Source organism: Pedobacter frigidisoli, assembly GCF_032678525.1.
Lineage (GTDB): Bacteria > Bacteroidota > Bacteroidia > Sphingobacteriales > Sphingobacteriaceae > Pedobacter > Pedobacter frigidisoli_A.
The window spans coordinates 526,728-553,391 of sequence record NZ_JAVTSE010000002.1 but is presented as its reverse complement, the minus strand read 5'-3'; the positions used below and the strand labels follow the sequence as shown (position 1 = coordinate 553,391).

Annotated in this window: 27 protein-coding genes; 11 read left to right on the top strand and 16 right to left on the bottom strand. The window is 40.5% G+C overall.

The genetic code is table 11. The features are described 5' to 3' along the window. Nucleotides 1–2: 2 nt before the first annotated feature. On the bottom strand, nt 3–935 hold the full coding sequence (locus tag R2Q80_RS07430; RefSeq protein WP_316799287.1) for a hydrogen peroxide-inducible genes activator: 933 nt from the start codon (nt 933–935) through the stop codon (nt 3–5). 163 nt (nt 936–1,098) lie between these two features. Here R2Q80_RS07430 and trmB point away from each other — a divergent pair, with 163 nt between their 5' ends. The 4 genes from trmB to R2Q80_RS07410 are packed head-to-tail and all read left to right on the top strand — an operon-like array spanning nt 1,099 to nt 3,028. After that, nucleotides 1,099–1,749 carry a tRNA (guanosine(46)-N7)-methyltransferase TrmB gene (gene trmB / locus R2Q80_RS07425; protein WP_316798988.1) on the top strand — a complete coding sequence of 217 codons (651 nt, stop codon included), beginning with the start codon at nt 1,099–1,101 and terminating at the stop codon, nt 1,747–1,749. Continuing rightward, nucleotides 1,749–2,087, top strand: a complete 339-nt coding sequence (locus tag R2Q80_RS07420; protein WP_316798987.1) for an MGMT family protein — start codon at nt 1,749–1,751, stop codon at nt 2,085–2,087. Before trmB ends, R2Q80_RS07420 begins: the two co-directional genes overlap by 1 nt. Nucleotides 2,088–2,130: 43 nt before the next feature. Next, nucleotides 2,131–2,472, top strand: a complete 342-nt coding sequence (locus tag R2Q80_RS07415; RefSeq protein ID WP_316798986.1) for a carboxymuconolactone decarboxylase family protein — start codon at nt 2,131–2,133, stop codon at nt 2,470–2,472. Continuing rightward, nucleotides 2,465–3,028, top strand: coding sequence for a DNA-3-methyladenine glycosylase I (locus R2Q80_RS07410; protein ID WP_316798985.1), 564 nt, complete (start codon nt 2,465–2,467; stop codon nt 3,026–3,028). Before R2Q80_RS07415 ends, R2Q80_RS07410 begins: the two co-directional genes overlap by 8 nt. On the opposite strand, the gene R2Q80_RS07405 is transcribed toward R2Q80_RS07410, so the two are convergent. Beyond that, nucleotides 3,025–3,699, bottom strand: a complete 675-nt coding sequence (locus tag R2Q80_RS07405; protein WP_316798984.1) for a hypothetical protein — start codon at nt 3,697–3,699, stop codon at nt 3,025–3,027. The two genes, R2Q80_RS07410 and R2Q80_RS07405, sit on opposite strands and share 4 nt — an antisense overlap. Nucleotides 3,700–3,841: 142 nt before the next feature. Here R2Q80_RS07405 and polA point away from each other — a divergent pair, with 142 nt between their 5' ends. Both polA and R2Q80_RS07395 read left to right on the top strand, forming a co-directional pair. Beyond that, a complete protein-coding gene (gene polA / locus R2Q80_RS07400; RefSeq protein ID WP_316798983.1) occupies nt 3,842–6,649 on the top strand; it encodes a DNA polymerase I in 2,808 nt (935 codons plus the stop codon). A gap of 99 nt (nt 6,650–6,748) precedes the next feature. Continuing rightward, the gene (locus R2Q80_RS07395) at nt 6,749–7,090 is read left to right on the top strand and encodes a hypothetical protein (protein WP_316798982.1); all 342 of its coding nucleotides are present in this window, start codon (nt 6,749–6,751) and stop codon (nt 7,088–7,090) included. A 57-nt stretch (nt 7,091–7,147) separates the two neighbouring features. Here the strand turns inward: R2Q80_RS07395 and R2Q80_RS07390 are convergent, their stop codons facing one another. From R2Q80_RS07390 to pdhA, 6 genes are all read right to left on the bottom strand, one after another. Next, entirely contained in the window at nt 7,148–7,825 is a 678-nt protein-coding gene (locus R2Q80_RS07390; protein ID WP_316798981.1) for a metal-dependent hydrolase, read from the bottom strand. 58 nt (nt 7,826–7,883) lie between these two features. Then, nucleotides 7,884–8,189: a YbaB/EbfC family nucleoid-associated protein gene (locus tag R2Q80_RS07385; protein WP_047799916.1), complete on the bottom strand. Its 306-nt coding sequence runs from the start codon at nt 8,187–8,189 to the stop codon at nt 7,884–7,886. A gap of 88 nt (nt 8,190–8,277) precedes the next feature. Beyond that, nucleotides 8,278–9,510 (bottom strand): serine hydrolase domain-containing protein, encoded by a 1,233-nt coding sequence (locus R2Q80_RS07380; RefSeq protein WP_316798980.1) that lies wholly within the window; start codon nt 9,508–9,510, stop codon nt 8,278–8,280. Nucleotides 9,511–9,577: 67 nt separating this feature from the next. Then, nucleotides 9,578–10,129 (bottom strand): cupin domain-containing protein, encoded by a 552-nt coding sequence (locus R2Q80_RS07375; RefSeq protein ID WP_316798979.1) that lies wholly within the window; start codon nt 10,127–10,129, stop codon nt 9,578–9,580. Nucleotides 10,130–10,333: 204 nt separating this feature from the next. Beyond that, nucleotides 10,334–11,995 (bottom strand): 2-oxo acid dehydrogenase subunit E2, encoded by a 1,662-nt coding sequence (locus tag R2Q80_RS07370; protein ID WP_316798978.1) that lies wholly within the window; start codon nt 11,993–11,995, stop codon nt 10,334–10,336. 30 nt (nt 11,996–12,025) lie between these two features. After that, on the bottom strand, nt 12,026–13,021 hold the full coding sequence (gene pdhA / locus R2Q80_RS07365; RefSeq protein WP_047800375.1) for a pyruvate dehydrogenase (acetyl-transferring) E1 component subunit alpha: 996 nt from the start codon (nt 13,019–13,021) through the stop codon (nt 12,026–12,028). A gap of 577 nt (nt 13,022–13,598) precedes the next feature. Between pdhA and R2Q80_RS07360 the strand changes: the two genes are divergently transcribed. The 3 genes from R2Q80_RS07360 (at nt 13,599) to R2Q80_RS07350 (ending at nt 15,593) form a co-directional block, all read left to right on the top strand. Continuing rightward, nucleotides 13,599–14,156, top strand: a complete 558-nt coding sequence (locus tag R2Q80_RS07360; protein WP_316798977.1) for a C40 family peptidase — start codon at nt 13,599–13,601, stop codon at nt 14,154–14,156. A gap of 109 nt (nt 14,157–14,265) precedes the next feature. Beyond that, nucleotides 14,266–15,363, top strand: a complete 1,098-nt coding sequence (locus R2Q80_RS07355; RefSeq protein WP_316798976.1) for a CapA family protein — start codon at nt 14,266–14,268, stop codon at nt 15,361–15,363. A gap of 44 nt (nt 15,364–15,407) precedes the next feature. Next, nucleotides 15,408–15,593: a hypothetical protein gene (locus tag R2Q80_RS07350; protein ID WP_316798975.1), complete on the top strand. Its 186-nt coding sequence runs from the start codon at nt 15,408–15,410 to the stop codon at nt 15,591–15,593. Nucleotides 15,594–15,600: 7 nt separating this feature from the next. Here R2Q80_RS07350 and R2Q80_RS07345 read toward each other — a convergent pair whose 3' ends face one another. Next, nucleotides 15,601–15,786, bottom strand: coding sequence for a hypothetical protein (locus R2Q80_RS07345; RefSeq protein ID WP_316798974.1), 186 nt, complete (start codon nt 15,784–15,786; stop codon nt 15,601–15,603). A 113-nt stretch (nt 15,787–15,899) separates the two neighbouring features. Here R2Q80_RS07345 and R2Q80_RS07340 point away from each other — a divergent pair, with 113 nt between their 5' ends. After that, nucleotides 15,900–16,832, top strand: a complete 933-nt coding sequence (locus R2Q80_RS07340; protein ID WP_316798973.1) for an SPFH domain-containing protein — start codon at nt 15,900–15,902, stop codon at nt 16,830–16,832. 68 nt (nt 16,833–16,900) lie between these two features. Here R2Q80_RS07340 and R2Q80_RS07335 read toward each other — a convergent pair whose 3' ends face one another. The 4 genes from R2Q80_RS07335 to R2Q80_RS07320 form a co-directional block, all read right to left on the bottom strand. Further along, nucleotides 16,901–19,066 (bottom strand): carboxy terminal-processing peptidase, encoded by a 2,166-nt coding sequence (locus tag R2Q80_RS07335; protein ID WP_316798972.1) that lies wholly within the window; start codon nt 19,064–19,066, stop codon nt 16,901–16,903. Nucleotides 19,067–19,307: 241 nt separating this feature from the next. Continuing rightward, nucleotides 19,308–19,994, bottom strand: coding sequence for a hypothetical protein (locus R2Q80_RS07330; RefSeq protein WP_316798971.1), 687 nt, complete (start codon nt 19,992–19,994; stop codon nt 19,308–19,310). 29 nt (nt 19,995–20,023) lie between these two features. Then, entirely contained in the window at nt 20,024–20,866 is an 843-nt protein-coding gene (locus tag R2Q80_RS07325) for an isoaspartyl peptidase/L-asparaginase (RefSeq protein WP_316798970.1), read from the bottom strand. 44 nt (nt 20,867–20,910) lie between these two features. Then, nucleotides 20,911–21,786, bottom strand: a complete 876-nt coding sequence (locus tag R2Q80_RS07320; protein ID WP_316798969.1) for a cyanophycinase — start codon at nt 21,784–21,786, stop codon at nt 20,911–20,913. 288 nt (nt 21,787–22,074) lie between these two features. Between R2Q80_RS07320 and cphA the strand changes: the two genes are divergently transcribed. Continuing rightward, the gene (gene cphA, locus R2Q80_RS07315; RefSeq protein ID WP_316798968.1) at nt 22,075–24,690 is read left to right on the top strand and encodes a cyanophycin synthetase; all 2,616 of its coding nucleotides are present in this window, start codon (nt 22,075–22,077) and stop codon (nt 24,688–24,690) included. Between the two features lie 82 nt (nt 24,691–24,772). Here cphA and R2Q80_RS07310 read toward each other — a convergent pair whose 3' ends face one another. The 3 genes from R2Q80_RS07310 to R2Q80_RS07300 form a co-directional block, all read right to left on the bottom strand. Then, the gene (locus R2Q80_RS07310; RefSeq protein ID WP_316798967.1) at nt 24,773–25,228 is read right to left on the bottom strand and encodes a PA2169 family four-helix-bundle protein; all 456 of its coding nucleotides are present in this window, start codon (nt 25,226–25,228) and stop codon (nt 24,773–24,775) included. Between the two features lie 174 nt (nt 25,229–25,402). Then, nucleotides 25,403–26,170 (bottom strand): ThuA domain-containing protein, encoded by a 768-nt coding sequence (locus tag R2Q80_RS07305; RefSeq protein WP_316798966.1) that lies wholly within the window; start codon nt 26,168–26,170, stop codon nt 25,403–25,405. Nucleotides 26,171–26,202: 32 nt separating this feature from the next. Then, complete coding sequence (locus tag R2Q80_RS07300) at nt 26,203–26,637, bottom strand: low molecular weight protein-tyrosine-phosphatase (protein ID WP_316799286.1); 435 nt, start codon at nt 26,635–26,637, stop codon at nt 26,203–26,205. Nucleotides 26,638–26,664 lie beyond the last annotated feature (27 nt).

Here is a 26,664-nt window from a genome sequence, read left to right as displayed (position 1 = left end):
GGTTAAACCCCTACGATGTCTTTCTTCTTTTTTTGCTTCATCGTTTTGGGAATGATGGTCAGGATTTCCTCTTTAAGCGCATTAAGCATTCTCTTTTTAATGAAGTTTTTATGCGTTACCAGGCTGATTTCGCGTACAGGCTCAGGTGATTTAAAGTGACGGATTTTTGATGCCTGTTTAACATTAAGTTCGGCGATGGCCAGTTCCGGCAAAAGGGTAGCCCCTCCATTCAGGTCGACCATTCTCACCAGTGTTTCCACACTTCCTGTATTATATTCCAAACCCTGTAATCGGTTATTTCGGGTAGAACGGCAAATATTAAGCACCTGGTTGCGCATGCAATGGCCTTCGTTCAACAGCCATATATTTTCATCATTAAGGTCTTCTGCGTCTACTGCTTTCTTTTTATAGAGTTTACTGTTTTTACTGATATAGCCGACAAATGTTTCATAATACATTGGTGTTTCGATGATGTTGGCATCAGTTAGCGGTGTAGCCAGAATTCCACAGTCTAACACCCCCGTTTTTAAGTGATGAATGATATCTTCTGTTGTATACTCCCAAATCAGTAACTTAAGATCCGGATATTTTTCGAGCATAGCCGAAATTACTTCAGGCAGCAAATAAGGGGCAATAGTGGGTATCACACCAATTTTAAGTTCCCCTAAAACATCCTGTTGCTGGCTGCTGATTAATTCTTTAACCTTTCCGCTTTCCTGCAGGATTATCCTTGCCTGCGCAATCACCTGGGAGCCTATTTCAGTAGGACTTACGGGCTGTTTGCTTCTGTCGAAGATTTTAACGCTCAGTAATTCTTCAAGCTTCTGAACCTGCATACTCAAAGTAGGTTGAGTTACAAAGCATTTCTCTGCTGCTGTTACAAAACTTCGGTAAGTATCTACCGCAACGATATATTCAAGCTGAACAAGTGTCATATAGTCAAAATCAATTTTATATCTCAAATATATAAATTTAATTGATCTGTTTTTTGACGGGTAGCAGATTCGTTGTGCTTTCCGGTTGTTGCTGTTTATCCGGCAGTGTAAAAAAAGGAAATTGCAATTAGGTATTAAATTGTAAATTTGTAAGAAAAAACTTTTGGGTAAAGATAAACTTAGGCGCTTTGCAGAAATAGAAACTTTTGCAAACGTATATCAATTAGATCAAGGCAAGGCATTAAAAGGCAAATGGGCGGCAGAACACTTTAAAAACAATAATCCTGTCGTTTTAGAGCTGGCCTGTGGTAAGGGTGAGTATTCGGTTAATCTGGCAACTTTGTTTCCGGATAAGAACTTTATCGGCATAGATTACAAGGGAAACCGGATATGGCGCGGTGCAAAAACTGCTATTGAAGAACACATCAATAATGTTGCTTTCCTGAGAATACAAATCGAGAACCTGCTCGATTATTTTGAAGATGGCGAAATCGATGAGATCTGGATTACCTTTCCTGACCCGCAACCACAGGATAGCAGAGAGAAAAAACGACTTACTTTTCCTGCATTCTTAAACCGTTACAAAGCTATTCTGAAAACAGGGGGACGTGTAAATTTGAAAACAGATAACGATCAGCTTTACCAATACACTTGCGAGAAGGTAGCAGAACTGGGTTTAAAGATTCATAAAAATACAGATCATTTATATACGTCTGACCTGGTGGATAATGTACTTTCTATAAAAACTTATTACGAGAAAAAATATTTGCTTCACGATAAGAATATCAATTACATTCAATTTTCATTTGATTAATGGATACCAGCTTTTACGAACAGGTTTATGAGATCGCACGTTTGATTCCAATCGGGCGGGTAACATCTTATGGAGCTATTGCTAAGAGTTTAGGCGCAGCAAAGTCATCCAGAATGGTTGGTCATGCCATGGCTTACGCCGGTACAGCGCATCCTAAAGTTCCGGCACACCGGGTAGTAAACAGCAGCGGCCTTTTAACGGGCAAGTTTCATTTTGAAACGCCTGATACGATGGAAGAACTGTTGCTTAAGGAAGGCGTTGAAGTCAGGAATGATAAAGTGGTCAACTTTAAAAAAGTCTTCTGGGATCCGCTTTACGAAATAGATCAGGATTTTTAAGATTACGCATTCAATAAGTCACTTACTCAATTATTAAATTTACATGGGCAAATTAGTAGAAGAATTTAACGGCTATCGGGAGAAAATGAACGATAGGATCATGGAGACCGCCAATACAAACATTAAACGTTTCTTTGCGCTGGATACCACTTCCTATGCAGCCGGTGCATTGGATGTAAAGACCAAAGAGATGCTGGGTTTAGTGGCTTCGATGGTGTTACGCTGTGATGATTGCATTAAGTACCATTTAGGAAAATGTTTTGATGCCGGTGTAAACAGCGATGAGATGAATGAAATTTTCATGATTGCTAACCTGGTTGGTGGCAGTATTGTTATTCCGCATTACAGACGGGCAGTGGAATATTGGGATGAGTTGAATGGATAATATCATTCGCTGCTCATGGGCATCTTCAGATCCGCTGTACATTAAATACCATGATGAAGAGTGGGGAAAGGCGGTATATGATGATAAAACGTTGTTTGAGTTCCTGATTCTGGAAGGAGCCCAGGCAGGTTTAAGCTGGATTACTATTTTACGCAGGCGGGAAAATTACCGCAAAGCTTTTGCCGGTTTCGACGTAAAGAAAGTTGCTGTGTTTGATGATCAGGATGTTGAACGTTTAATGAAAGACGATGGTATTATCCGTAACCGTTTAAAGGTGAACGGAGCCATTACGAATGCCAGGTTATTTCTTTCAATTCAACAGGAATTCGGCAGTTTTTCAAACTATCTCTGGCGGTTTATGCCTCAGAAAAAGCCCATTCTGCATCAAATTAACCAGATGAGTGATGTACCTGCAAGAACTGAAATATCAGATCAAATCAGTAAAGACATGAAAAAAAGGGGTTTTAAGTTTTTCGGAACCACCATTTGCTATGCCTTTATGCAGGCCACCGGAATGGTCAATGATCACCTTCTTACCTGCTGTGCCAGATCCTAGTTGCTGTTATAGGCTTTCACCAGGTTAATTACATCCCTGCTGTTGAATTCCGTACTGCTTTCTATATTGGCTTTTACTGCCGGTTTATCTCCCAGCTTCTGAATCAGAATAGCTTTTACACCAGCTTTTTTATCTTCGTCGGTAATGGCTTTCATCGGTACTTCCTGTAGCGGGCCTGTGCCTGGTTTTTCGATAAAGTATCGCACAACGGGAGCACCTGCCGGGGGCTCAGGAGCAGAATTTCTTCCGCCGCCGATGCTGATTCCACCGCCCATACCCATACCGCCAAATCCACCTGTCCCGGTGCCGATACCTACTGATGGACTAAATCTCACCTTTTTTTGTTTTACTTGTGGTGTCAGCATTCCTCCGCCAAAAGCGTAAAGGTTTACTTTACCCATTTCAATGACCTTAACAAACCGGTACTCGAAATTTTTGCCATTTGCAAAACCCTTGCTGAGGAAACTATTCCCATTCCAGAAGAAATTCTTTACATCCTTAGCCAGTAAGAATACATCCTTCTCATCGTTTTCACTAATGTACACCGAGTAATAATCGGTACCTTTTATTGTTCCGCGGATGACTTCATCATTGTTTTTTACAACAAAATCCTGAGCAGAAAGCTTAATGAAAGCGGTAAGTATAAAAATAGCGGAAAGTATAAATTTCATATATGGTATGGCTTGTTCACAAATAACGGAACTAATTTTGAAATGTTATCATTTTATAGCCCCGAAGATCACATTTAATGGCGGACCTGAAATTGTGGATAAAGCATTTTACCGGTATGCCTAAATTGGTTATTTTTACAACATGAACAAAAAACTCTTTCTTTTAGATGGGATGGCGCTAATGTACAGGGCGCATTTTGCTTTAAGTAAAAATCCGCGCTTTACCTCAACGGGCATCAATACGTCAGCAGTAATGGGCTTTACCAATACTTTGTTAGATGTGTTAAAGAAAGAGAAGCCAACACACATTGCAGTAGTGTTCGATACGGAAGCGCCCACAGAAAGGCACACGACCTTTGAAGCCTACAAAGCACAGCGACAGGCTATGCCTGAAGATCTGGCGGCCGCGATGCCGTACGTGATTAAGTTAATTACCGGATTCAATATTCCTGTTATCACTTCTGATGGTTATGAAGCTGATGATATCATCGGTACGCTTGCGAAAAAAGCAGAAGCCAAAGGCTATCAGGTTTTTTGTATGACGCCCGATAAAGATTTTGCACAGCTGGTTTCAGAAAATATTTTCATTTATAAGCCTGCCCGTATGGGTAATGACATGGAAATTCTGGGGGTTAAGGAAGTGCTGGCGAAATGGGAAATTGAAAATGTTCAGCAAGTGATTGATATCCTGGGCTTATGGGGTGATGCGGTAGATAATATTCCTGGCATTCCTGGAATTGGCGAGAAAACAGCTAAAGCTCTGATTAAACAATATGGCTCGATGGAGGAAATTATTAACAATTCCCATCAGCTAAAAGGAAAACAACGTGAAAACGTGGAGAATTTCGCAGAGCAGGGCCTGCTCTCTAAAAAGTTAGCCACTATACTACTGGATGTTCCGGTTGAACTGGACGAGGCGAGTCTGGAACTCTGCGATCCTAGCCGTGATTTATTAGAACCGCTTTTCACGGAACTGGAATTCAGAACGCTTGGTCGCCGTGTTTTCGGAGATGAATTTTCAGTTACTACAGCCAGATATCAGGAAGGAGCTCAAACTGACCTGTTCGGAAATCAGTCGGGAGAAACCATTCAGTATACCAATACACTGGAAGAGGAACCTGCTGAAAAAATTCCGGCGAACACGATCGAAAATACAACGCATGACTATCAGCTGGTAGATACAGCAGAGAAGCGTGCTGAATTAATAAAACTGTTGCTTGCAGCGCCTAGAATCTCTTTCGACACCGAAACTACGGGGACAGATGCTAATACAGCAGAACTGGTTGGCTTATCTTTTTCGGTTAAACCGGGTACGGGATATTATATTCCTGTTTCATCAGATAGAAAGGAAGCTCAATCCGTTGTTGATGAATTCAAAGTTATACTGGAGAATGAACAGATTGAAAAGATTGGCCAAAATACCAAATATGATATCCTGGTATTAAAGTGGTATGACATCGAAGTAAAAGGAAAGATTTTTGATACAATGCTGGCACACTACCTCATTGATCCGGATACGCGGCACGGAATGGATGTGCTGTCTGAAAATTACCTGGGTTACTCTCCGATTTCCATCACCAAACTGATCGGTGCTAAAGGGAAAAATCAAATCACCATGCGGGATGTTCCGGTAGAAGAGGTGGTTGATTATGCTGCGGAAGATGCTGATGTTACCCTGCAACTTGCCCATGTTTTCGAACCTAAATTAAAAGAATTAAATGCAGCTAAACTAGCCGAGGAAATAGAGAATCCTTTAGTTTATGTTTTAGCAGATATTGAAAAGCAGGGTGTACGTATCGATATGGATACACTCAGAGCCTACTCTGCCGAACTTGAAATTGAAATAAGAAAAGCTGAGCAAAGTGTTTACGACAAAACAGGGGTTAAATTTAATCTGGCTTCCCCGAAACAACTTGGAGAGGTTTTATTTGATCACCTGCAGTTAGATCCTAAAGCAAAGAAAACCAAAACCGGACAATACCAAACAGGGGAAGATGTTTTAACCGCTCTGGCCAGTAAAAGTGATATTGTTCAGGATATTCTGGATTTTCGCCAGCTGCAGAAATTAAAGTCGACTTATGTTGATGCCTTGCCTTTAATGGTCAATGAAAAAACCGGACGGGTACATACATCTTATAATCAGGCCGTAGCCGCTACGGGCAGGTTAAGCTCCAACAATCCAAACCTTCAGAATATTCCTATACGTACCGAACGCGGAAGAGAAGTGCGGAAAGCATTCATTGCCCGCGACGACAACCATATCTTGTTATCGGCGGATTACTCGCAGATCGAGCTGCGCATTATTGCGGAGATCAGTAAAGAAGAGAATATGCTTGATGCTTTTAATAAAGGCATAGATATTCATACAGCAACTGCGGCTAAAGTGTATGGGGTAAGTATCGAAGAAGTAGATAGTACGCAACGTAGAAATGCAAAAGCAGTAAATTTTGGAATCATCTATGGGCAATCTGCATTCGGGCTTTCTCAAAATCTGGGCATTCCGCGTAAAGAGGCTGCTGAAATCATTGACCAGTATTTTACGCAATACCCCGGAATAAAACGATACATGAGTGATACCATGAACTTTGCCAGGGAAAACGGTTTTGTAGAAACGATTATGGGTAGAAGGCGTTATCTGAGAGATATCAACTCGGCAAATCAGACTGTACGTGGCTTTGCTGAACGAAATGCCATCAATGCACCGATACAAGGATCTGCCGCAGACATGATCAAAATTGCGATGATCAATATCCATCGGGAAATGAAAGCGCAAAAGCTTCAATCGAAAATGACCATGCAGGTGCATGATGAGTTGGTTTTTGATGTAGTGAAATCAGAGAAAGAGATGATGAAAGCGATTATTCAGGATAAAATGGCCAATGCTATAAAACTGACCGTTCCGATAGTAGTAGAAATTGGCGAGGGAGAGAACTGGCTGGAGGCGCACTGATTTTTTATTTCCCGAATAATACCTAACTTCATTAAAACTTCATCCCGATTAATCAATTTTATATCAACAAATTAAAGAGTTAAAAATTAAACAACGAGTATGAAAAAGTTATTGAGTTTAATCGCAATCGCAGCATTTGGTTTGAGTACAGCATTTGCTCAAACACCTGCCACAACAGCACCTGCAAAAGCTAAAACTATTGCTAAAAAAGAAGTAAAAACCACTACTGCTCCGGTTAAAGCAGGTGTGAAACAAGAAGCGAAAAAAGTGGAAACCAAAACGACTACTACTGCTGCCAAAGTAAAGGCTGATGGCACGCCGGATATGCGTTTTAAAGAAAATAAAGCAAAGGCAGTAACTAAAGTTGCTGGTCCTACGAAAAAGGACGGTACAGCCGATATGCGTTACAAAGCAAATAAAGCTGCTGCTAAAAAGAACTAGGTTTAGGTTTATAATTGAAGGGTCCCGCACATTACATGTCGGGGCCCTTTTTTTGTTTTATAGCGTAACGGTTTCACCAATTGCAGGAAGCAATAATGTTTTATTTTCCCTTTTGAATTTAGCCACTGCTTCTTCAGTATCAATGGTTATCGGTGGGAAAGTATTATAGTGAACGCCAATTACCTGATCGCATTCGGCGTATTTGGCTGCAATGATGGCATCGTCCACATCCATTGTATAATGCCCACCAATCGGTAAAATGGCATAATCAAGGTTGTACAATTCAGCCAATAACTTCATCTCTACTGTTAAAGAAGTATCGCCGGCAAAATAGATCGTTTTACCTTCCAGCGTAAGTACGAATCCTGCCGGGTTACCACCATAGCTGCCATCAGGATTTGAGCTGCTGTGTACAGCCCAAACGGTACGTAGTTTGCCAAAGCCAAACTGTTGCGTGCCAAAGTTAAGTCCGGTGACTTTTTCAATGCCTTGCTCACTAATCCATTTTGCAACTTCAACCATGGCAATTACTTCAGCATTGGTTTGTTTTGCCAGCTCCACTAAGTCTGCAACATGGTCTCCATGCCCATGACTCACCAGGATATAGTCGGCTTCGATTTTCGAAGAATCGATATCCTTGGCTAAGGGGTTTGATTTAATAAAAGGATCGAAAAGGAATTTTTTGCCCTCTGCTTCGATTAAAAAGCACGACTGGCCGTAATAGGTGAAATTCATTCTATCTGGATTTAAGTGTGGGGTATAATGATGTATTCATTCAGTTTATGGTTTGGTCTTAACCACCAAACATTCCACCTAAACCACCAAGCATATCTTTTGCTGATGCCTGCATTTCCGTCGCACTTACCTGTTCTGCACTGGCTAAGGCTTTATTTATTGCAGTTAGAAGCAGTTCTTCAAGCTCTTCTTTATCTGCCTGTTTTAGAAATTCCTCGTTGATGGTTACACCGGTAATGGTTTTATTTGCAGTAGAGGTAATTTTTATCGCTCCGTTTTCTACTTCTCCGTAAACGGATACAGTATCTAAGCGTTTCTTAATCTCTTCGGCTTTTTGCTGTGCCGCCATTAATTTATCAAACATAATCTGTTATTTTAATATCAAACGAAATTAGGGTAAATTGTGTTTTGTAAAGATGAATTTATATCATCTTTAGGTTAAGATGATAGCACTAGTCCTCATCGCTGCCCGGTAGGCTGCCGTTTCCATGGTAAGCTCCCTTACGGATGATGGGCATGTCCAGGTGCTTATAAAGATCATCTAAATGCATCAGACTACCATTGGTGAGGTTGCCCAGAAATATAACGATAATGTTCTTGTTCAGATCACGTACGTAGATGTGACGGAATCCATGCCACCAGCCGGTATGATAAACTACCTTATCCATTTTCTCCCCGTCGAACATTCTCCAGCCATAGCCATAATTGAAGTGACCGTTAACAGGCTTATTTCGCCCCACATAAGATGAGTCACTACTTTTTTTTGTAAGCAACCGGCCGTTTTTTAAATATTTATCATACAAAACCAGATCGTGTATGGTGCTGTAAATTCCTTTATCACCAACCGGGCCATCCAAAAAGTTTTGTGCTACCGAGTATCTCCAGCTGTTGCGGTCGTGTCCCACCACGTCTACCGGGATCTTTTCGTATTCAGTGGTACTATAAACATGTGTATGCTTCATTCCTGCAGGTTTGAAGATATGCTCCATCATGTACTGCGAGTAACGCTGACCGGTCACCTTTTCTATAATCGCGCCCAACACCATGAAATTTGAATTGTTGTAGTGGAAGCGGTTGTCGGGTTTAACATACGGATTGGGCTTACGCTCGGCAATGATATTCATGACCTCCTGGTTGGTTACACCCTTTTTCATATTTCGTTTCTCCTTGCGCCATATGTCGTCAATGAAATAAACGTAGTTCATCATTCCACTGCGGTGGGTAAGCAATAATTTCACCGTAATACCATCGTAAGGAAAGTTTGGAAAGAATTTTTTAACGTTGTCGTTTAGTGAAAGTTTTCCTGCCTCAACCAGCTGCATAATGGCTGTTCCGGTAAAGGTTTTGGTAATGGAAGCCAGTTCAAATTCAGAATCAATTTTTAAGCTGTCGCGATGCAGGTAGTCGGCCCAACCAACGGCTTTTTCATACAATATTTTACCATCCTTTGCAACCAGTACATTCCCGTTGAAAGCGTATTTTCTATGAAGGTTGTCAACAAAATCTCCAATCCATTTATCCCCTTTTGCAGGGTTGTAAGCGATTAGAAGGCTATCGGCTTTATCGTCTTCTTTAACGCGTATTCTGGCATCGGCAGCTTTTTTCTCTTCAGATTTTTTACTATTACATGCAGTGATTAAACTTATGGAGAGTGCTAATGCTGAACATATGTATCTAAAATTCATTTATATCAAGGATAGTGTATTTAAAACCCGAAAATTAAAGAATTTAGACCGTTAAAACGAAAGAGTTTTAAACATTTGCGCAGTTTTGATTATACCAGCATTCGAATAGATGACCCTTCATGCCGTAAACCGGGTCATTATCAGGGCTTTTAACTTTTGCAATCTCCTCATCGGCCTCCGGGCGCTCTTCTGCCCTGCCATATTTAATATTGTAATCTGCTCCGTTGGGATATGCGCCTACTACAGTGAAGTCTTCGCTTGATTTTAATTTCATGTGAGCTACGCCTGCAGGTATCACCACTACATCGCCTTTATCCAGCTCAATGCAAACGCCATGGTCACCTCCAAACTGAACATCTGCTTTGCCACAGAATACGCCCATCACTTCATGTGTGTTGCTGTGATAATGCTGATAATCGAAAATACCATCAACCCAGGCATTTGTATAGCCATTTTGTGCAAAAACCTTTTTAATAACCTCTTCCGTTTCATCAGGGTGAATGAGAAAGGCACCTTTATAAATCATTAGAGGAAGGTTTGGGTTATTGGGGAAATTACCGTTTTCTTCTATTTTATGTGCTACCAGATAGGCTTCCTGTACTAATTTTTCTTTATCCATGACGAGGGTATTTCATTAAGTAACAAAGTAATGGAGAAAGGGTTTAAGATTTATTTCGAAGGCTTCGTTAGATCAATGTGCCTTGCATGATCTTAATCTGCGGGACATTTTAGTTCCATAGCCCTTAAAACAAAAAAGCCATTCCTGAAAAAGGAATGGCTTGATATGTTAATCAGCCGGGGGGCTGAAATAATCGTTAACTGCTTACGCGAGTAATCTGATTGGCTCTTCTAATAAACCTTTTAATGTTTGTAAGAACTGTGCTCCGGTTGCTCCATCTACCACACGGTGATCACAACCTAAAGTCAATTTCATTACGTTACCTGGAACTACAGCACCATTTTTAACAACAGGAACTGCCTGGATCGCTCCAACTGAAAGGATTGCGCCATCAGGAGAGTTGATGATTGAAGTAAACTCATCGATACCAAACATACCCAGGTTAGAAACTGTGAAAGTACTTCCTTCCCAATCTGCAGGTTGTAGTTTTTTAGCTTTTGCTTTTCCGCCAAAATCTTTTACCTCAGCAGAGATGTGCGATAATGATTTACCATCAGCAAAACGAACTACAGGCACCAATAAACCATCTTCAACAGCCATAGCTACACCAATGTTAGTATGCTCATTGAAACGGATTTTGTCACCACCCCATGATGAATTAACTGCCGGGTGTTTTTTCAAGGCAACAGCAACTGCTTTAATTACGATATCGTTGAAAGAAACTTTTACCGGAGCAACTGCATTGATCGCCGTACGGGCAGCCATTGCATTATCCATATCAATACTTACAGTTAAGTAGAAATGTGGGGCAGTAAACAAACTTTCAGCTAAGCGTTTTGCAATTACTTTACGCATTTGCGAAACCGGTGCTTCAGTATATTTCACTTCTCCTACGAATGTAGGAATAACAGGTGCAGCTTTTTCTGCAGCCGGAGCCGATGATGGAGCTGATTCTGATTTTGCCGGAGCAGCAGTGGCTTTGAAGTTTTCAATATCTTTTTTAATGATACGTCCACCTTCTGCACTACCAGCAACCTGTGCTAAATCGATTCCTTTATCTTTAGCAATTTTCTTAGCCAAAGGCGATGCTTTTACACGGCTATCGGAAGAACTTTCTGCAACAGGAGCTGAAGTAGAATCAGCAGTTGTAGCTTGTTTTTCTTCTTTCGGTGCTTCTTCTTTGCTTTCAGCTTTTGCAGCCGGAGCAGACCCACCTGCTAAAATTCCGCTTACGTCAGTTCCTTCCGGACCAACAATAGCGATAATTCCGTTTACTTTAGCCGCCTGGCCTTTTTCTACACCGATGTGTAATAAAGTACCAGTTGCATAACCCATTACTTCCATAGTAGCCTTATCGGTTTCTACATCAGCTAAAACGTCATCATCTTTAACTTTATCACCAACTTTTTTATGCCATTCAGCAATAACGCCTTCAGTCATGGTATCACTTAACAAAGGCATGCGGATAACCGTTACGCCTTTTGCTGCTAATTCTTCTTCACTTAAACCACCGCCTTGAGCAGGAGCAGCTTCTTCTTTTTTATCTTCAGCTTTAGGAGCCTCATTGCTTTCGGCTTTTGGAGCCTCACCACCTTGTTCAGCCTCTAACGCTGCTTTATAGTCTTCGCCTTCTTTACCTATAACGGCCATGATGGCATCAACAGGAACAGCCTGACCTTCTTCTACGCCTACGTATAAAAGTGTACCATCCCAATAAGATTCCATATCCATTGTTGCCTTGTCAGTTTCTACTTCTGCCAAAACATCACCGCTTTTCACTTTATCGCCTACTTTTTTATGCCACTTCGCCAAAACCCCTTCGGTCATGGTGTCGCTCATTTTGGGCATTTTAATTACATCAGCCATTATATCTAATTAATTGAAATCTTGTTAATATTAGTCCATTACGTAAGGGTAGTTCTCAGTCATGTATACATCTTTGTATAACTCAGATGCATCTGGCCAAGGAGACTCTTCTGCAAATTTTACAGCCTGATCTACAATCGCTTTAACTTTTGTTTCCACTTCTTCGATCCATGCCTCATCAGCATATTTCTCTTTTAAGATGGTTTCTCTCGCGTGTTCAACAGGATCTTTTGCTTTGTAATCTTCTAACTCTTCCTTGGTACGGTATTTCGCCGGATCAGACATTGAATGACCACGGTAACGGTAAGTTCTCATTTCTAAGAAAGTAGGTCCTTCACCTTTACGTGCGCGTTGAATGGCTTCATCCATTGCATTGTGTACAGCAACAGGATCCATACCATCAACCGGAGCGCATGGCATATCAAAACCTAAACCAATTTTATAAATATCGGTCATGTTGGTAGTACGTTGTACTGAGGTACCCATAGCGTAACCATTGTTTTCGCAAACAAAAATTACCGGTAACTTCCAAAGCATAGCCATGTTAAAAGTTTCGTTTAATGCACCCTGGCGTACGGCGCCATCGCCCATATAACAAATGTTAACATTATCAGTTCCTTTGTATTTTTCTGCAAAAGCAACACCAGCACCTAGTGGAATCTGACCTCCAACGATAGCGTGGCCACCATAAAAATTATGTTCTTTGCTAAACATGTGCATTGAACCACCTTTACCTTTTGAGCAACCTGTAGCTTTACCATACATTTCTGCCATGATGCTGTCAGCACTTACGCCTAAAGCTAAAGCATGAGCGTGATCACGGTAAGTGGTAATCATCGAATCACCTTTTTGCATTGCAGATATTGCACCTGCAACTACAGCTTCTTGTCCAATGTATAGGTGACAAAAGCCACGAATTTTTTGTTGTCCGTATAACTGGCCTGTTTTCTCTTCGAATTTACGCATTAGTAACATCGATTCGAACCACTTTAACCAAGTATCTTTATTTATTTCTACTGCACTCATTTTAGGGTATTTGTTTTTTTGCGACAGCAAATCTAATTTTTTTATTGTAATTTTTGGCACTTTGCAGTGTAAAATCGTTATGGAACTTAGAATTAACAGTTGTTTTACAATCAAAGTCTTACAAGCATATCTGTTTTATGAAAACAAGGCATTCTAAAGATTTTCAACTTTCCGGTTTATCGCATTATGTATTGAATACAAAGGGAAATTAAATTTTGCAAAATTGTCTTTGACCCTAATTTATTAATTTCTCCCAATTACAAAATTCTTCTACCGTGAATGAGGCAAAATAGCGGCCTTTGTTACAAATTTTTTGAAAAAATAAATGAATGAGCACGATGGTTTATTACTATTGTAGCAGCCGCAGTTAAAATTTTCGATTTTTTATTTTGAAGACAATATATGGGCCAGATACGCGTTTCCTAACCAGCTGAAAAGGTGGAGATGTTAATAACTTTTACTTTTTAACATTTAACATTTGGATAACATTTGTATAATTGATATTTTTGGCAACCAACAATAAGCCCATGTGGTTTACGTTACTGTGTAAGTGAATACCCAAACATAACTGTATAACATGATTAAAAAATTTTTGTTTTCATCCCTAATCGCTATCTGCACGTTCTCAGCCGCATTTGCGCAAACAAAAACAAAAGAATCTGGTAAAGAATTAAACGATCCCGACAATTTAGCCTCTCAGTATTTTTCGCAGGTTATGGGCGTTGCAGTTGACGCAACATCGAATTTAAAGCTATACAAGTTTATTTATGAGTGGATCGGAACTCCATACAGTTATGGCGGATCGAGCAAAAAAGGAATAGATTGCTCCGCTTTCACTAAAGCAATCTACGATAAAGTTTTCAACACAACCATCAGAAGGAACTCACGCGATATTTTTAGCATGGTTGACCCTTTATCAAAAGAAGATCTAAAAGAAGGTGACTTAGTTTTCTTCAAGATTAAAAGCAGAAGCATTTCTCATGTCGGTATTTATTTAGGTGATAACAGATTTGCACATGCTTCCAGCTCTCGCGGTGTGGTCATCAGTAATTTAAATGAGCCATACTACAGCCGGTATTTTTATAAAGGCGGCAGGGTACTGGAATCATTTAAGAAAGAGTTTACAGTAGAATAAATTACGTAGCGGTTTTGGTGTTCACAAATAGCCAATTACATCGTTATTAAAATATATAATCCTCCCGAAGCAATTCCGGAGGATTTTTTATATCATTTAAATTCCATTCATGAAGTTCTCCGGTAACCTGATTTTATCCATATTTACCATTCTTGTCCTATTAAGCTGCACAAATAATAGCGCCCAGGTTGTCGTTCCGGCTGTCCCACAGGATACCCTCCCCGGAAAAATAAAGGATACCATTTCCATTACTGCAGTTGGAGATATCATGCTTGGATCTGCTTTTCCATCAAAAACCAACCTGCCACCCGATGACGGCATTAATAGTTTTGAGGCGGTTGATAGCTTACTGATGGGCGATATTGTTTTCGGGAATCTGGAAGGTTGCTTTTTAAATTCAGGAAATTCTACCAAATGTAACGGTGTTAATCCTAACAGTTGCTATGCTTTCCGGATGCCCGACCGCTATGCCGAAATTTATAAGAAAGCAGGTTTTAATGTCTTGAGTATTGCGAACAATCATGTTGGTGACTTTGATGCCAGGGGAAGAAAAAATACGGCCCGCCTATTAGATTCTCTTGAAATTCATTATGCCGGGCAGGTAAACAAGCCGTTCGAGATTTTCGAGAAAGATAGCGTTAAATATGCTTTTTGTGCCTTTGCGCCCAATGAAAATACAGTGTCGATCAATAAAATCACCGAAGCTAAGGAACTGGTGGCCCGGTTAAAGCAGCAGGCTGATATTGTAATTGTTTCTTTCCATGGTGGCGGAGAAGGTGCCCGGTTTGAACATGTGCCCAGAAAGAATGAGATTTTCTATAAAGAAAACAGGGGTAATGTTTATGCTTTTGCCCATGCTGTGATTGATGCCGGAGCTGACGTGGTGCTTGGTCACGGTCCTCATGTAAGCAGAGCGGTTGAAGTATATAAGAAAAAATTCATTGCTTACAGTCTCGGAAATTTCTGCACCTATGGCATGTTTAGCTTAAAAGGAAATAATGGTATTGCACCCCTGCTTCAGCTAAAAATCAACGCTCAGGGAAATTTTCTGTATGCTGATGTGATTTCCGTACAACAGGACAAAATTAACCGTTTAACCATTGATGGAAATGAGAGGGCTTTCAAAAGAATTATAGAATTAACAAATGCTGACTTCATCGGACATCAACTCCAGTTCGAGAACAACCGTATTACTGTAAAAGATTAGTTTCCTTTTACATCATTATCAATTTAATTCAGAATCTTTGTTGTATGAAAAAAGGACTGATTATTCATTATATTATTGCCATTGCAGCAGCGATACTGGTGCTGGCTGCTGCTTACTATATTAATCAGAATCCAAAAAATTTTTTATCGGCAGGCATTATCATACTTGCCGGTTGTCTGGTTGCTTTCAGTCAATATCAAATCATTAAACTGAAAGCAAAGCAAAAGTAACGGGAAATTATACTTCGTCTTTTGTATTCTTTACCAATCCTATTCCGGATACGAAAAATATTAAGCCAATGATACCATATACCATGAGACCTCTGGTATTCTGGCTGTGATTTACGAAACCATAACCCGCATAAATTAAACCGATTATTCCCAATATCGTCAGTACAGTACCAAATGTTCTTTTTACGTTCATGATTTAAATTTTAGTATCATATAGACAAAAAATATTTCCTTTTGTTTTGACCTGAACATTTAATGCATAAACCTTTGTATTTATTTTTTATAACTTCATAAAAAAATCTAATTATGCAATACACAATTTACATTCTCGTCGTAATCGGAATTCTCATCCTCTTAAGTTCTTTCGTTACCGTTAAACAAGGCACAATCGCTGTTGTAACGGTTTTTGGAAAATACCAGCGCCTGCTGAGGCCGGGATTGAATTTTAAAGTACCTTTAATTGAACAGATTTATTCGCGGATTTCGATTCAGAACAGATCTGTGGAGCTATCCTTTCAGGCCGTTACTCAAGACCAGGCCAACGTATATTTTAAAGCCATGTTACTTTATTCTGTAATCAATCAGGATGAAGAGACCATTAAAAATGTGGCTTTCAAATTTGTGGATGCAAGCAATTTAATGCAGGCATTGATCCGGACTATAGAAGGTTCCATTCGTGCTTACGTAGCCACGCAGAAGCAGGCAAATGTTTTGGCGCAAAGGAATGAAATTGTACTCCATGTAAAAGAACAAATCGATCAGGTTTTAGACGGATGGGGTTATCACCTGCAAGATCTTCAACTAAACGACATTACTTTTGATGAAGAGATTATGCGTTCCATGAGCCGGGTTGTGGCCTCAAATAATTTAAAAGCTGCAGCTGAAAACGAGGGACAGGCTTTATTGATTACTAAAACCAAAGGTGCAGAAGCGGATGGAAATGCCATTAAAATTGCGGCGACCGCAGAACGTGAGGCTGCTCAGTTACGCGGACAGGGTATTGCCTTATTCAGGGAAGAAGTTGCAAAGGGTATGACTAATGCTGCTCATGAAATGCAGCAGGCCAATCTGGATACATCGGTAATCCTTTTTACCATGTGGACAGAAGCCATCAAACAATTTGGAGAGTATAGCGAAGGAAATGTGATTTTCTTAGACGGGAGTACTGAAGGCATGAATAAAACCATGAAGGAAATGATGGCCATGCAACAAAGCCAGAATAATGCAAAGAAAGCTTAAAATTAATTCAAAATAAAAAAGGCCTGTGAGAAGTCTCACAGGCCTTTTTTGTATCTCAATCATTACGCTTAGAACTGCTGCGTAGTATTCCCGAGGTTCATTACATAATTACCAGACTGTTGCATAAAGTCGCCCATTACTTTTAACGATTCGTCTTCAATGAAATCAAATGAATCCTGTTTAGTAACCTTCTCCCCTTTTTTGATTGCCGGAAGACCTCTTAGTGCTCTCAATTCATTCTGTCTGGCTAAAGATTTGGCTTCCTGAGCATCGCGTTCTGCTTTTAGTTTAAGCTCATTTAGCGGAACTGAAATTTCCGAATCACGTTTTTTAAGGTCAGCAATATCCTGTTTCAGGTATTTAAAATCCAATGAACCTGCAATACGTTGCTCGCTGTTTTTAATTAAACCTGCCTTAACAGCTGTTAAGTTTGCTACAGCTTTAAAATTTGAGCTTGGGATTACATCCCATGGCAAAGCAGATGGTTCAGTATCTTCACCTATTTTATCCATTGGATAAACTGAAGGGAATGTAACATCAGGGATTACACCTTTATGTTGTGTACTGCTGCCAGCTACGCGATAAAACTTAGCCATTGTTAAGTTGATCTGTCCCAGGTTAATATCAGCAGTTGTTGTTGAACTAGGTGATGTGCCTACCGTTTTATCTCTTGAGATGATCGAAGCAATTTTTTGCAACATATTAGGATTAACCAGCTTGTTTAAGTCGATAGATGATTGAACTGTACCTTTACCATAGGTTTGACTGCCCATGATAATGCCGCGTCCGTAATCCTGAATAGCACCTGCAAAAATTTCTGAAGCAGAAGCACTTAAACGATCAACCATCACCCCAAACGGGCCATCCCATGCTACGCCTGTGTTCTCATCTTCATCTACCTCAATCTTACCGCGTAAATCTTTCACCTGTACCACCGGGCCTTTATCAATGAACAAACCGGTTAATGATATCGCTTCAACCAGAGATCCTCCACCGTTGCCACGTAAGTCCATTACAATTGCATTCACTTTATCGATGTTTTTTAGCGAGTCGATTAACTTTCTCACATCACGGGTGGTGCTTTTATAATTTTTATCACCGGCATTTGCAGCTTTGAAATCTGCGTAAAAAGCGGGAAGGGAAATGATTCCAATTTTATATTCTTTTCCGTTGGAGTTAACGGTTTTTACTTTTTTCTTCGCAGACTGATCTTCCAGAATTACTTTCTCTCTAAGCATCTCTATAATCACTGGCTTAGAAGACATTTCTTTTCCAACAGGAATTACCTTCAGTCGTACTTTAGTGCCCTTAGGCCCTTTGATTTTAGATACAGTGGCATCTAGTCTCCAGCCAACGATATCAACGAAATCTCCATCACCTTGTGCAACAGCAATAATTCTGTCGCCGGCACTCAGTTGTTTGCCCTTAAATGCAGGACCTCCCGGAATAATTTCAGCAATTTTTACCACTTCATTTTCCAGTTGTAAACGTGCACCGATGCCTTCAAATGAACGCGACATTTCCTCGTTGAACTCCGTTGCTCTTGATGGAACAAAATAGTTCGTGTGTGGATCTACTGATTCGGTAAAGGCATCCATCAGAATCTGGAAAACATCCTGATTATTGGTTTTAGATGTTTGTGACTGTAAATTCTGATAACGTTTGGTCAGCGTTTCTACATTCTTAGCCTCTGCGGTACCAGCCAGATTCAAGTTTACCAGTTCATATTTTACGCGCTTTTTCCAGTTGTCGTTCAAAGCAGTGGTAGATGCAGCCCATGGCATTTTCTCTCTGTCGTAAACGAAGGTGTCGTTTTCGTTGAAGTTGAATTTGGTTTTAATTTGTGCTAAAGAGTAATTAAAATATTCGTTTAAGCGCTTTGCATAAACGTTGTATATATAAAATGGACCGCTTAAATCTCCGTTTTTAAAGTCGTCATCAAGCGTGTATCTATATTTTTCGAAATCTTTGATATCCGAAGCAATAAAGTAATTTTTACCTTGATCCAGTGCTTTGATGTATTTGTCCAGGATCAGTGAAGAAATGGAATCATTGATCTGAATTTTTTTGTAATTGTAGCTTTCAATCAGATTAACAACTTCCTTAATTACCAGTTGTTGTTGCTCATCAGGTTTAACGTTGGTAACTCCCTCAACCATAGGCTGAGTTTTAGGTGCCGCGTGACAAGCGAGAACAGCAGCCGTAAAAATTACAAAAAATACTCTCTTTAACATCTCTTTAAATGATTTAAAATCCATTTTCAATTCTATATAGCCAATATGATACCATTTTATCGAAAAAACAAAAAAGAGACAGCATTATTACCGTCTCTTGTTAAAACTTTCTCAAATCTAGCTAAAAGCTTTTTATTTAACAATCTCTAGAGCTAACGTGACAGATTTAAAATTGTTTTATCATCCGCCAGGCTTACCTAGTCGATTACAGAATATTACAATTGATTGTTGATTTAACAGTTTAGCTTTTTGCTTTGGTGCTTGTTTTAGCCGCAATGAGTTCCCGGGCATCCCGGATCTGACTTTTGTACTGATTGCTTTTGATCGCAGTAGCCAGCCACTCTGCAGATTTTAAATCACGAAGTGCCAGCGTAAAATCCCTTTTCTTGATTTTTACCTGAACGATACCCAGAACGGATTCAATATAGGCATTGTCGCTTTTCAATTGTTTGGCCAAAATACCTTGCTGCGTGTAAAACCACATGGATTGGGTGTACTTGTTATTAGCGAGATAAACACGTCCCAGCAGATTATAGGAGTTCATCAAACCGGGCTTGCTGCCCATTTTGGAGTAATTCTTCAAGGCAACATTCAGTAAAATCTGTTCGGCATCACCAAAGCGGCCAAGCTGGTAGTGCATGTTGCTCATTTTTAAAATGGCCTGACCATACTTGCTGAAGTTTTTTATGGCATTGTATTCAAATGCAGCTTTACCAAAAAGTGTTAGTGCTTCATTGTAGTCACCTTTACGTTCTGAATCTTCAGCCTCTTCAAAGAAGGTATTTCCATCTTCGAGGTCAAATTTAGAGACGGCAATATTGATGGCTGTTCCACCGTTTGGTTCCTGATAATCGGATTTTTCGATGTTTTGAGCGTAAAGTTGTAATGAGGCAAAAAGGCTAATAAAAGCCAATACAATTTTGGTCATGCAACAAAAATAATACTTTAATTGAAACTTCAGCTAAATACCTGTAAATTAACATCAAAAGATGCCCACACCATGTAAGGGTGGGAATCGCAATGGTAGATTTCACCTGCAGCAGAAATGCCAATGATCCCGGCAAAGCCATCCAGTACAGCCAGTTCGGTAAAGGTTTTATCTGCGGCATCCTTCAAAGAAAAGCCATCGGTTACGCGGGTTACAATTTTGGCCGCCAATGCCCCGCTTACAATATCTTCTCCAACACCCGTGCATGAAATGCCTGCATGTTGATTGGCAAAGTTTCCAGCCACCGTTGCCGAGTCGCTCACCCTGCATGGTATTTCGAATCCTTTACCTCCGGTAGAGGTGGCAGCAGCCAGATTCCCTTCTGCATCAAGTGCTACACAACCTACGGTGCCTTTGTTGTTTTGCTGATTCAGTTTCGCCTCATATTCAGACTGCCGCTGAGGCGTAACCGGGTTAAAATAGCCGAAGCCATTCTCCCTGGCAAAGTGCTGGGCCCCCTCGCCACTCAAAACGCGGTCGTCGTAAGGGAGTAACTCTTTTGCAACCGCTATCGGGTTTTTAATATCTTCTACATTAATTACGCCGCTGAATTTTTCCGTTTTACCGTCCATCAGTGCCGCGCTCAGCCGAACCTTTCCATCGCTTTGAATTTGTGAACCTATACCGGCATTGAAAAGCTCATTATCTTCCAATAATGCAACAGTATACACCACGGTTTCTAAAGCGGTATGTGTTTTAAGGTATTCATGCCCAAGGCTAACAATATCCGAAAGCGCATCCTGTTTGGCTTTTTTGGTCTCCTGATTGGTGGACGACTCACTGAAGAAGCCTCCGTGTATAATGAGTTTCATTTTATTGGTATCGGGTGTCGGGTATTAAGTATCGGGTTAAAGATTTATGCTATTGGAGCAACCTTAGGGTGATGGATCACCAGACTGTGGTCTGTTAAATCATAAACATCTCCATCGCACATGACATGTACAACCATATTTTTGATGGATACGGGTTGCCCCATTTCCACATCGGTCAAGTTGGTATCGGCCATGTGTCTTCCGTCGACCAATATTACCATTCCGGAGCCAATGGCTTCCATGGTATGACCCTCTGAAATGAACAAACCGGTATCTTCTCCTAATCCAATGCCTAAAATACCTGGGTTGCTGGCGGCTGCATACAGTAAACGGCCTATTCTTCCCCGTTGAACAAAATGCGTATCCACAATTACATCATCAATAAAGCCAAGTCCACCGGTAATTTTAACCTCGCCTTTCAAAAGGGCATCTTTACTGCTGCCCTGATAGATCATGTTTTTAGAACTTGCAGCGGCTCCGGCAGATGTACCGGCAATTACCACAGGCTCGTTTCTGTATTTTTCTAATAAGAGCTGGTGTATTTTGGTTCCGCCAAAAATAGACGACAAACGCAACTGATCGCCTCCTGTGAAAATAATGACTTCTGCAGCCTTTATCCGCTCATAGTTTTCTTCGGCGTTTGCTTCTTCGCGGTTGGTAATATTTAATACGCCGAGGTTATGCACATCAAGTTGAGCATATGCTTTAATGTATTCTTCACCAACCTTTTCAGGCATTAGAGAGGCCGTGGTAATGATCTCAAACCGGGATTCTGTGTCGCGTACGGATTCTGTAGTAATTCGTTTTAAAATTCCACGCTCAAAAAAATTCATATTGTCAGGTAAGCCGAACTGCGTTTCTGCAAAGCTTCCTGTGTTGATTGCCCCACCAATAATAATGAGTTTACCTTTCGGAACCATTCTTTGTGTATTATAAGTATATCGAAAAACCCAAATATATCAGCTTAAGATAAAAAACACGACTTTTTTTGTCAATAATATTCTCTTTATTAACAAAAGTTGAAATTTTTTGCCCTTTAAATTCACTTGAATGATGCTGAAAACAAAACAAATAAGCCAGATTTTTGATTTAGCTATTTGGGCGTCTATTTTCAAAATAAATGTATAATTTACAGTCATTAATATTATCCATCAAATTGATTAAAAAGGCCATCCTAAACTGCATTTAGAAAACGAACAAAACATTACATGAAGATATTAAACATACAAGTATTAAGAGGGCCAAATATCTGGTCAATTAGCAGGAAAAAGCTTATCCAAATGCGACTGGATCTGGAGGATATGGAGCAGAGGCCAACCAATACCATCGACGGATTTAGTGAAAGAATAGAAAAACTATTACCCAGTATGTTTACCCACCGCTGTTCAAAAGGTGTTGAAGGTGGGTTCTTCACCCGTGTGAAAGAGGGAACATGGATGGGCCATGTGATCGAACACATTGCGCTGGAAATCCAGACGCTTGCGGGGATGGATACAGGTTTCGGCCGTACACGCCAAACTAAAACTGAAGGCATTTATAACGTGGTTTTCAGCTACCTGGAAGAAAAAGTAGGGGTCTACTCTGCCGAAGCTGCAGTTCGCATCGCTGAAGCACTCATTGATAACAGAGAATACGATTTGGAACACGATATCCATAGAATGAAAGAAATTCGTCTTCTTGAAGCATTGGGGCCGAGTACAGGTTCTATAGTGGAAGAAGCCGTAAGCAGAAGCATTCCATGGATCAGGTTAAACAAGAGTTCGTTAGTTCAATTGGGCTACGGCAAAAACCAGGTGCGTTTCCGGGCCACCATGACTGAAAAAACCAGCAGTATTGCGGTTGACATTGCCAGTAATAAAGAAGAAACCAAACGCCTCTTAACTGAAGCCGCCATTCCGGTAGCTTCCGGTGTTACCATTTCCAACCCTGATGAGCTGGAAGCTTCGGTGAAAAAAGTTGGCTTCCCACTCGTATTTAAACCTTTGGATGGAAATCACGGAAAAGGGGCTACTATTAACGTAAAAACAATGGAAGCAGCTGTAGCTGCCTTTGAATATGCCAAAACCTACTCACGTAGGGTAATTATTGAAAAGTTTATTACCGGGTTCGACTTCCGCGTACTGGTAATCGATCATAAAGTTGTTGCCGCAGCGCAGCGCGATCCGGCCCATGTAAGAGGAAATGGTATTCATACCATTCAGGAACTTATCGATAAAGAAAATGAGGATCCACGCCGGGGTTACGGACACGAAAATGTGCTGACAGAAATCAGTGTAGACCGCGATACGTTAGATTTGCTGGCTAAAAAGGAGTATACCTTAGAAACCATTCCGGAGAAGGGTGAAATTGTGTATTTAAAATCGACGGCTAATTTAAGTACCGGAGGTTCATCAATCGATGTGACGGATATTGTTCACCCACAAAACATATTTATATGTGAGCGTATTTCCAGAGTAATTGGTCTGGATATTTGTGGTATCGATATCATGGCGCAGAATTTAACGCAACCTTTAACTGAAAATGGCGGTGTGGTGTTAGAAGTGAATGCGGCCCCGGGATTTAGAATGCACCTTGCACCGAGTGAAGGTTTGCCGCGCAACGTAGCTGCATCGGTAATTGATATGCTATATCCGCAAGGAAAATTGTCACAGATTCCAATCATTGCGGTAACCGGTACCAATGGAAAAACCACTACTACACGTTTAATTGCGCACATTATCCGGAGCAATGGAAAACGTGTTGGTTATACTACCAGCGACGGTGTTTATGTACATAACACCATGTTGATGAAGGGTGATACCACCGGACCGGTAAGTGCTGAATTTATATTGAAAGATCCTACAGTGGAATTTGCCGTTCTGGAAACTGCCCGTGGAGGCATTTTAAGGGCTGGGTTGGGATTTAATGCCTGTGACATCGGTGTAGTGACTAATATTCAGGAAGACCACCTGGGGATAGCTGATATTCACAATCTTGATGATTTAACCCGGGTTAAAGCGGTGGTAATTGGCGCCGTTCGCCGGAAGGGCTGGGCAGTATTAAATGCTGATAATGGCTACTGTGTGAAGATTGCCAGAGATGCACGCTGTAATGTGGCTTATTTCAGTATGGATGAAAACAATCCGGTAATAAAAGACCATTGCAAAAAAGGTGGAATTGCTGCCATTTATGAAAACGGGTATATTACCATTAAAACCGGCGACTGGAAGCTTCGTGTAGATAAGGCTACACACATTCCTTTAACCTTCGGTGGTGCGGTAAACTTCATGATCCAGAATGTACTGGCCGCAACTTTATCGGCTTATTTATGGGGATACAAACCTGAAGACATCCGTTTGGCACTGGAAACCTTTATTCCATCTGCAGCACATACCCCTGGACGGATGAATGTATTCAGATTCAAAGATTTCAAAGTTCTGGTAGATTTTGCACATAATCCTGATGGCTTTAACGGCGTAAAAGCTTTCCTGCAAAGTGTTGAGGCCACTGAGCATGTGGGTATTATCTCTGGGACAGGCGACAGGAGGGATGAGGACATTGTGGAAACTGCCCGGATTGCAGCCCAGATGTTTGATAAAATCTATATCTGTCAGGAAAAATATTTGCGTGGCAGAGAGCAGCAGGAATTGGTTGAGCTTCTGGTGAAGGGGATTAAAGAGGTAGATCCTAATAAGGAGATCATTATCAATAACAGAAGTACGGAGTGTCTGCAAGATGCGATCAGTCATGCTAAGAAAGGTTCGTATCTTACTATTTTAAGCAATACAATCGACAATACTATTCAACGGGTGACCGAGCATTTAGATAAAGAGCTGGAAGCATAAGCACCAACTATAAAGCCGCCTGTTTGCAGATCATCATCTGTAAACAGGCGGCTTTTTTAATGGGGGATTTTAAGGCTATTGCTTATGCCTGTGAATCACGTAATCTTTTAATCTCATCATGAGAAGTTCTTAATGAAGCTTTCTGATCAGAAATCAACGCCCTGATGTTTGCAGGAAGTTCTTCTTCTTCTAAAGCTGACTTATAAGCATTTTGAGCAGCGTCTTCTCCAAACTCACAGTTATTTAATACAGTTTGGCGATCGTGGCCTGTGAACAAAGCTTTAACGTCCATCCATCCTCTGTAAATTTTTCCTGAAGTGGTTGTTCCCGTTTCGATATCTTCACCTGAAGCGGCAATCTCCGTTGCAAGGGCCATTTTATATTTCTGACTCTCTTCAATCATATTTAGGAATAACGATTTCAAATCAGCGTCGGCATCTGTTAGTTCTTTACGTGCTTTTTCATAACCTGCAATACGGTCGTTATTGATTTGAACAAGATCATTTAAGATTTCTGATGTTACTGTTGTAGTTTTCATGTTTATAGATTTGATGTATAGGTTCAACATGATCAGACACAAAAGGTTTGTCATTTTTGTAAAAACGAATCTATGCCCAGGTGGTGTTGCATGCAAACTAAAGAAAGCATCAATATCTTTCTGTCAAGTTTCAATCGCAGGTTTTTACTTATTGTTCAGACCAGAAATCCGCATTTAATAATTTGACGATACCTTGCTGTAGTTTAACTTTTTCTGATTGCCAATGGCATATGCAATCCCGCCTGAAAGGTGTTTTAAGAATTTATCTTCAGTCCAGGTTTCTTTAGTATGCCCCATGGATGTATAGAATGCCCTTCCACCGTCAAAGTCGTGGTACCAGCTAAATGGATGGTTCGGTCCGTTCTTTCCTCCGGTATATGAACTTTCGTCAATATTTATGAGTACTTTGATATCGGGGTTGATATTTTTGAAATTGTATAACTCATCTTTATGCATCCACACAGAGTCGGTGATGAATTTTGTTGACGGATGGTTGTGATCTTTCACAATGAATCTGGCTTCCTGTACAACCGGGTGACTAATGAAATAGGCGCCCGCAAGTTTGCCGTACCATGGCCAGTCGTACTCGGTATCTGTTGCGGCATGGATACCAACGTACCCGCCTCCAGCTTGTATATAACGTTCAAAAGCAATCTGTTGCTTGTCATTCAGTACATCCCCTGTGGTGCTGAGGAAAACAACAGCAGCGTATTTCTTTAAATTTTCTTCTGTAAAGGCATCAGCATTTTCAGTGGTATCTGCCACAAAGTTATTGCTTAAACCCAGTTTTTGAATTGCCAGCTTCCCTGTCTCTATGGAGTTGTGTCTGTATCCCTTGGTTTTGGAGAACACTAAAATTCTTGCTGTTTTTTTACTGTTAATGAAGCTTTGAAACAGAATGATACTGCAAACCAGCAGGCATATAGAAACTGCGTTTTTCATAATTGGTTAGTTTGATAATTTAAAAGATAAATTTAAGAAAGTTGTTTGATAATTTCTTTACATCTCTCTTCAACCTGCAGGCATACCGGATTAAATAATGCATCATCCCAGTATGGATCGGTTACTTCGTCATTGTCGAGAAACAGTTTTACCTTGTTGCGCTCTTCTTCATTCTGAGCAAGATTTTGAACATCTTTCAGGTTATTCCTGTCCATTACCAGAATCAGGTCATACCTGGCAAACATGGAATGGTTGAATTGCTGCGCGCGTTGTGTGCTGATATCATATCCAAAGGATTTTGCTGCTTTCACACTCCTGTGATCCGGGGCTTGACCAATATGCCAGTTTCCTGTTCCTGCAGAAGCGATTTCCCAGTCCAGGTTTTGTGTAGCCGATAAATGTCGCATGATACCTTCTGCCAGTGGTGAGCGACAAATGTTACCCAGGCAAACCATTAAAATTTTCAAAATCTGATCTTTATTATTAGTCCTTAA

Coding starts and splice junctions, on each gene's coding strand:
- R2Q80_RS07430 (WP_316799287.1), bottom strand. CDS start 935: ATGACACTTGTTCAGCTTGAATATATCGTTGCGGTAGATACTTACCGA.
- R2Q80_RS07420 (WP_316798987.1), top strand. CDS start 1,749: ATGGATACCAGCTTTTACGAACAGGTTTATGAGATCGCACGTTTGATT.
- R2Q80_RS07415 (WP_316798986.1), top strand. CDS start 2,131: ATGGGCAAATTAGTAGAAGAATTTAACGGCTATCGGGAGAAAATGAAC.
- R2Q80_RS07410 (WP_316798985.1), top strand. CDS start 2,465: ATGGATAATATCATTCGCTGCTCATGGGCATCTTCAGATCCGCTGTAC.
- R2Q80_RS07405 (WP_316798984.1), bottom strand. CDS start 3,699: ATGAAATTTATACTTTCCGCTATTTTTATACTTACCGCTTTCATTAAG.
- polA (WP_316798983.1), top strand. CDS start 3,842: ATGAACAAAAAACTCTTTCTTTTAGATGGGATGGCGCTAATGTACAGG.
- R2Q80_RS07395 (WP_316798982.1), top strand. CDS start 6,749: ATGAAAAAGTTATTGAGTTTAATCGCAATCGCAGCATTTGGTTTGAGT.
- R2Q80_RS07390 (WP_316798981.1), bottom strand. CDS start 7,825: ATGAATTTCACCTATTACGGCCAGTCGTGCTTTTTAATCGAAGCAGAG.
- R2Q80_RS07385 (WP_047799916.1), bottom strand. CDS start 8,189: ATGTTTGATAAATTAATGGCGGCACAGCAAAAAGCCGAAGAGATTAAG.
- R2Q80_RS07380 (WP_316798980.1), bottom strand. CDS start 9,510: ATGAATTTTAGATACATATGTTCAGCATTAGCACTCTCCATAAGTTTA.
- R2Q80_RS07375 (WP_316798979.1), bottom strand. CDS start 10,129: ATGGATAAAGAAAAATTAGTACAGGAAGCCTATCTGGTAGCACATAAA.
- R2Q80_RS07370 (WP_316798978.1), bottom strand. CDS start 11,995: ATGGCTGATGTAATTAAAATGCCCAAAATGAGCGACACCATGACCGAA.
- pdhA (WP_047800375.1), bottom strand. CDS start 13,021: ATGAGTGCAGTAGAAATAAATAAAGATACTTGGTTAAAGTGGTTCGAA.
- R2Q80_RS07360 (WP_316798977.1), top strand. CDS start 13,599: ATGATTAAAAAATTTTTGTTTTCATCCCTAATCGCTATCTGCACGTTC.
- R2Q80_RS07355 (WP_316798976.1), top strand. CDS start 14,266: ATGAAGTTCTCCGGTAACCTGATTTTATCCATATTTACCATTCTTGTC.
- R2Q80_RS07350 (WP_316798975.1), top strand. CDS start 15,408: ATGAAAAAAGGACTGATTATTCATTATATTATTGCCATTGCAGCAGCG.
- R2Q80_RS07345 (WP_316798974.1), bottom strand. CDS start 15,786: ATGAACGTAAAAAGAACATTTGGTACTGTACTGACGATATTGGGAATA.
- R2Q80_RS07340 (WP_316798973.1), top strand. CDS start 15,900: ATGCAATACACAATTTACATTCTCGTCGTAATCGGAATTCTCATCCTC.
- R2Q80_RS07335 (WP_316798972.1), bottom strand. CDS start 19,066: ATGTTAAAGAGAGTATTTTTTGTAATTTTTACGGCTGCTGTTCTCGCT.
- R2Q80_RS07330 (WP_316798971.1), bottom strand. CDS start 19,994: ATGACCAAAATTGTATTGGCTTTTATTAGCCTTTTTGCCTCATTACAA.
- R2Q80_RS07325 (WP_316798970.1), bottom strand. CDS start 20,866: ATGAAACTCATTATACACGGAGGCTTCTTCAGTGAGTCGTCCACCAAT.
- R2Q80_RS07320 (WP_316798969.1), bottom strand. CDS start 21,786: ATGGTTCCGAAAGGTAAACTCATTATTATTGGTGGGGCAATCAACACA.
- cphA (WP_316798968.1), top strand. CDS start 22,075: ATGAAGATATTAAACATACAAGTATTAAGAGGGCCAAATATCTGGTCA.
- R2Q80_RS07310 (WP_316798967.1), bottom strand. CDS start 25,228: ATGAAAACTACAACAGTAACATCAGAAATCTTAAATGATCTTGTTCAA.
- R2Q80_RS07305 (WP_316798966.1), bottom strand. CDS start 26,170: ATGAAAAACGCAGTTTCTATATGCCTGCTGGTTTGCAGTATCATTCTG.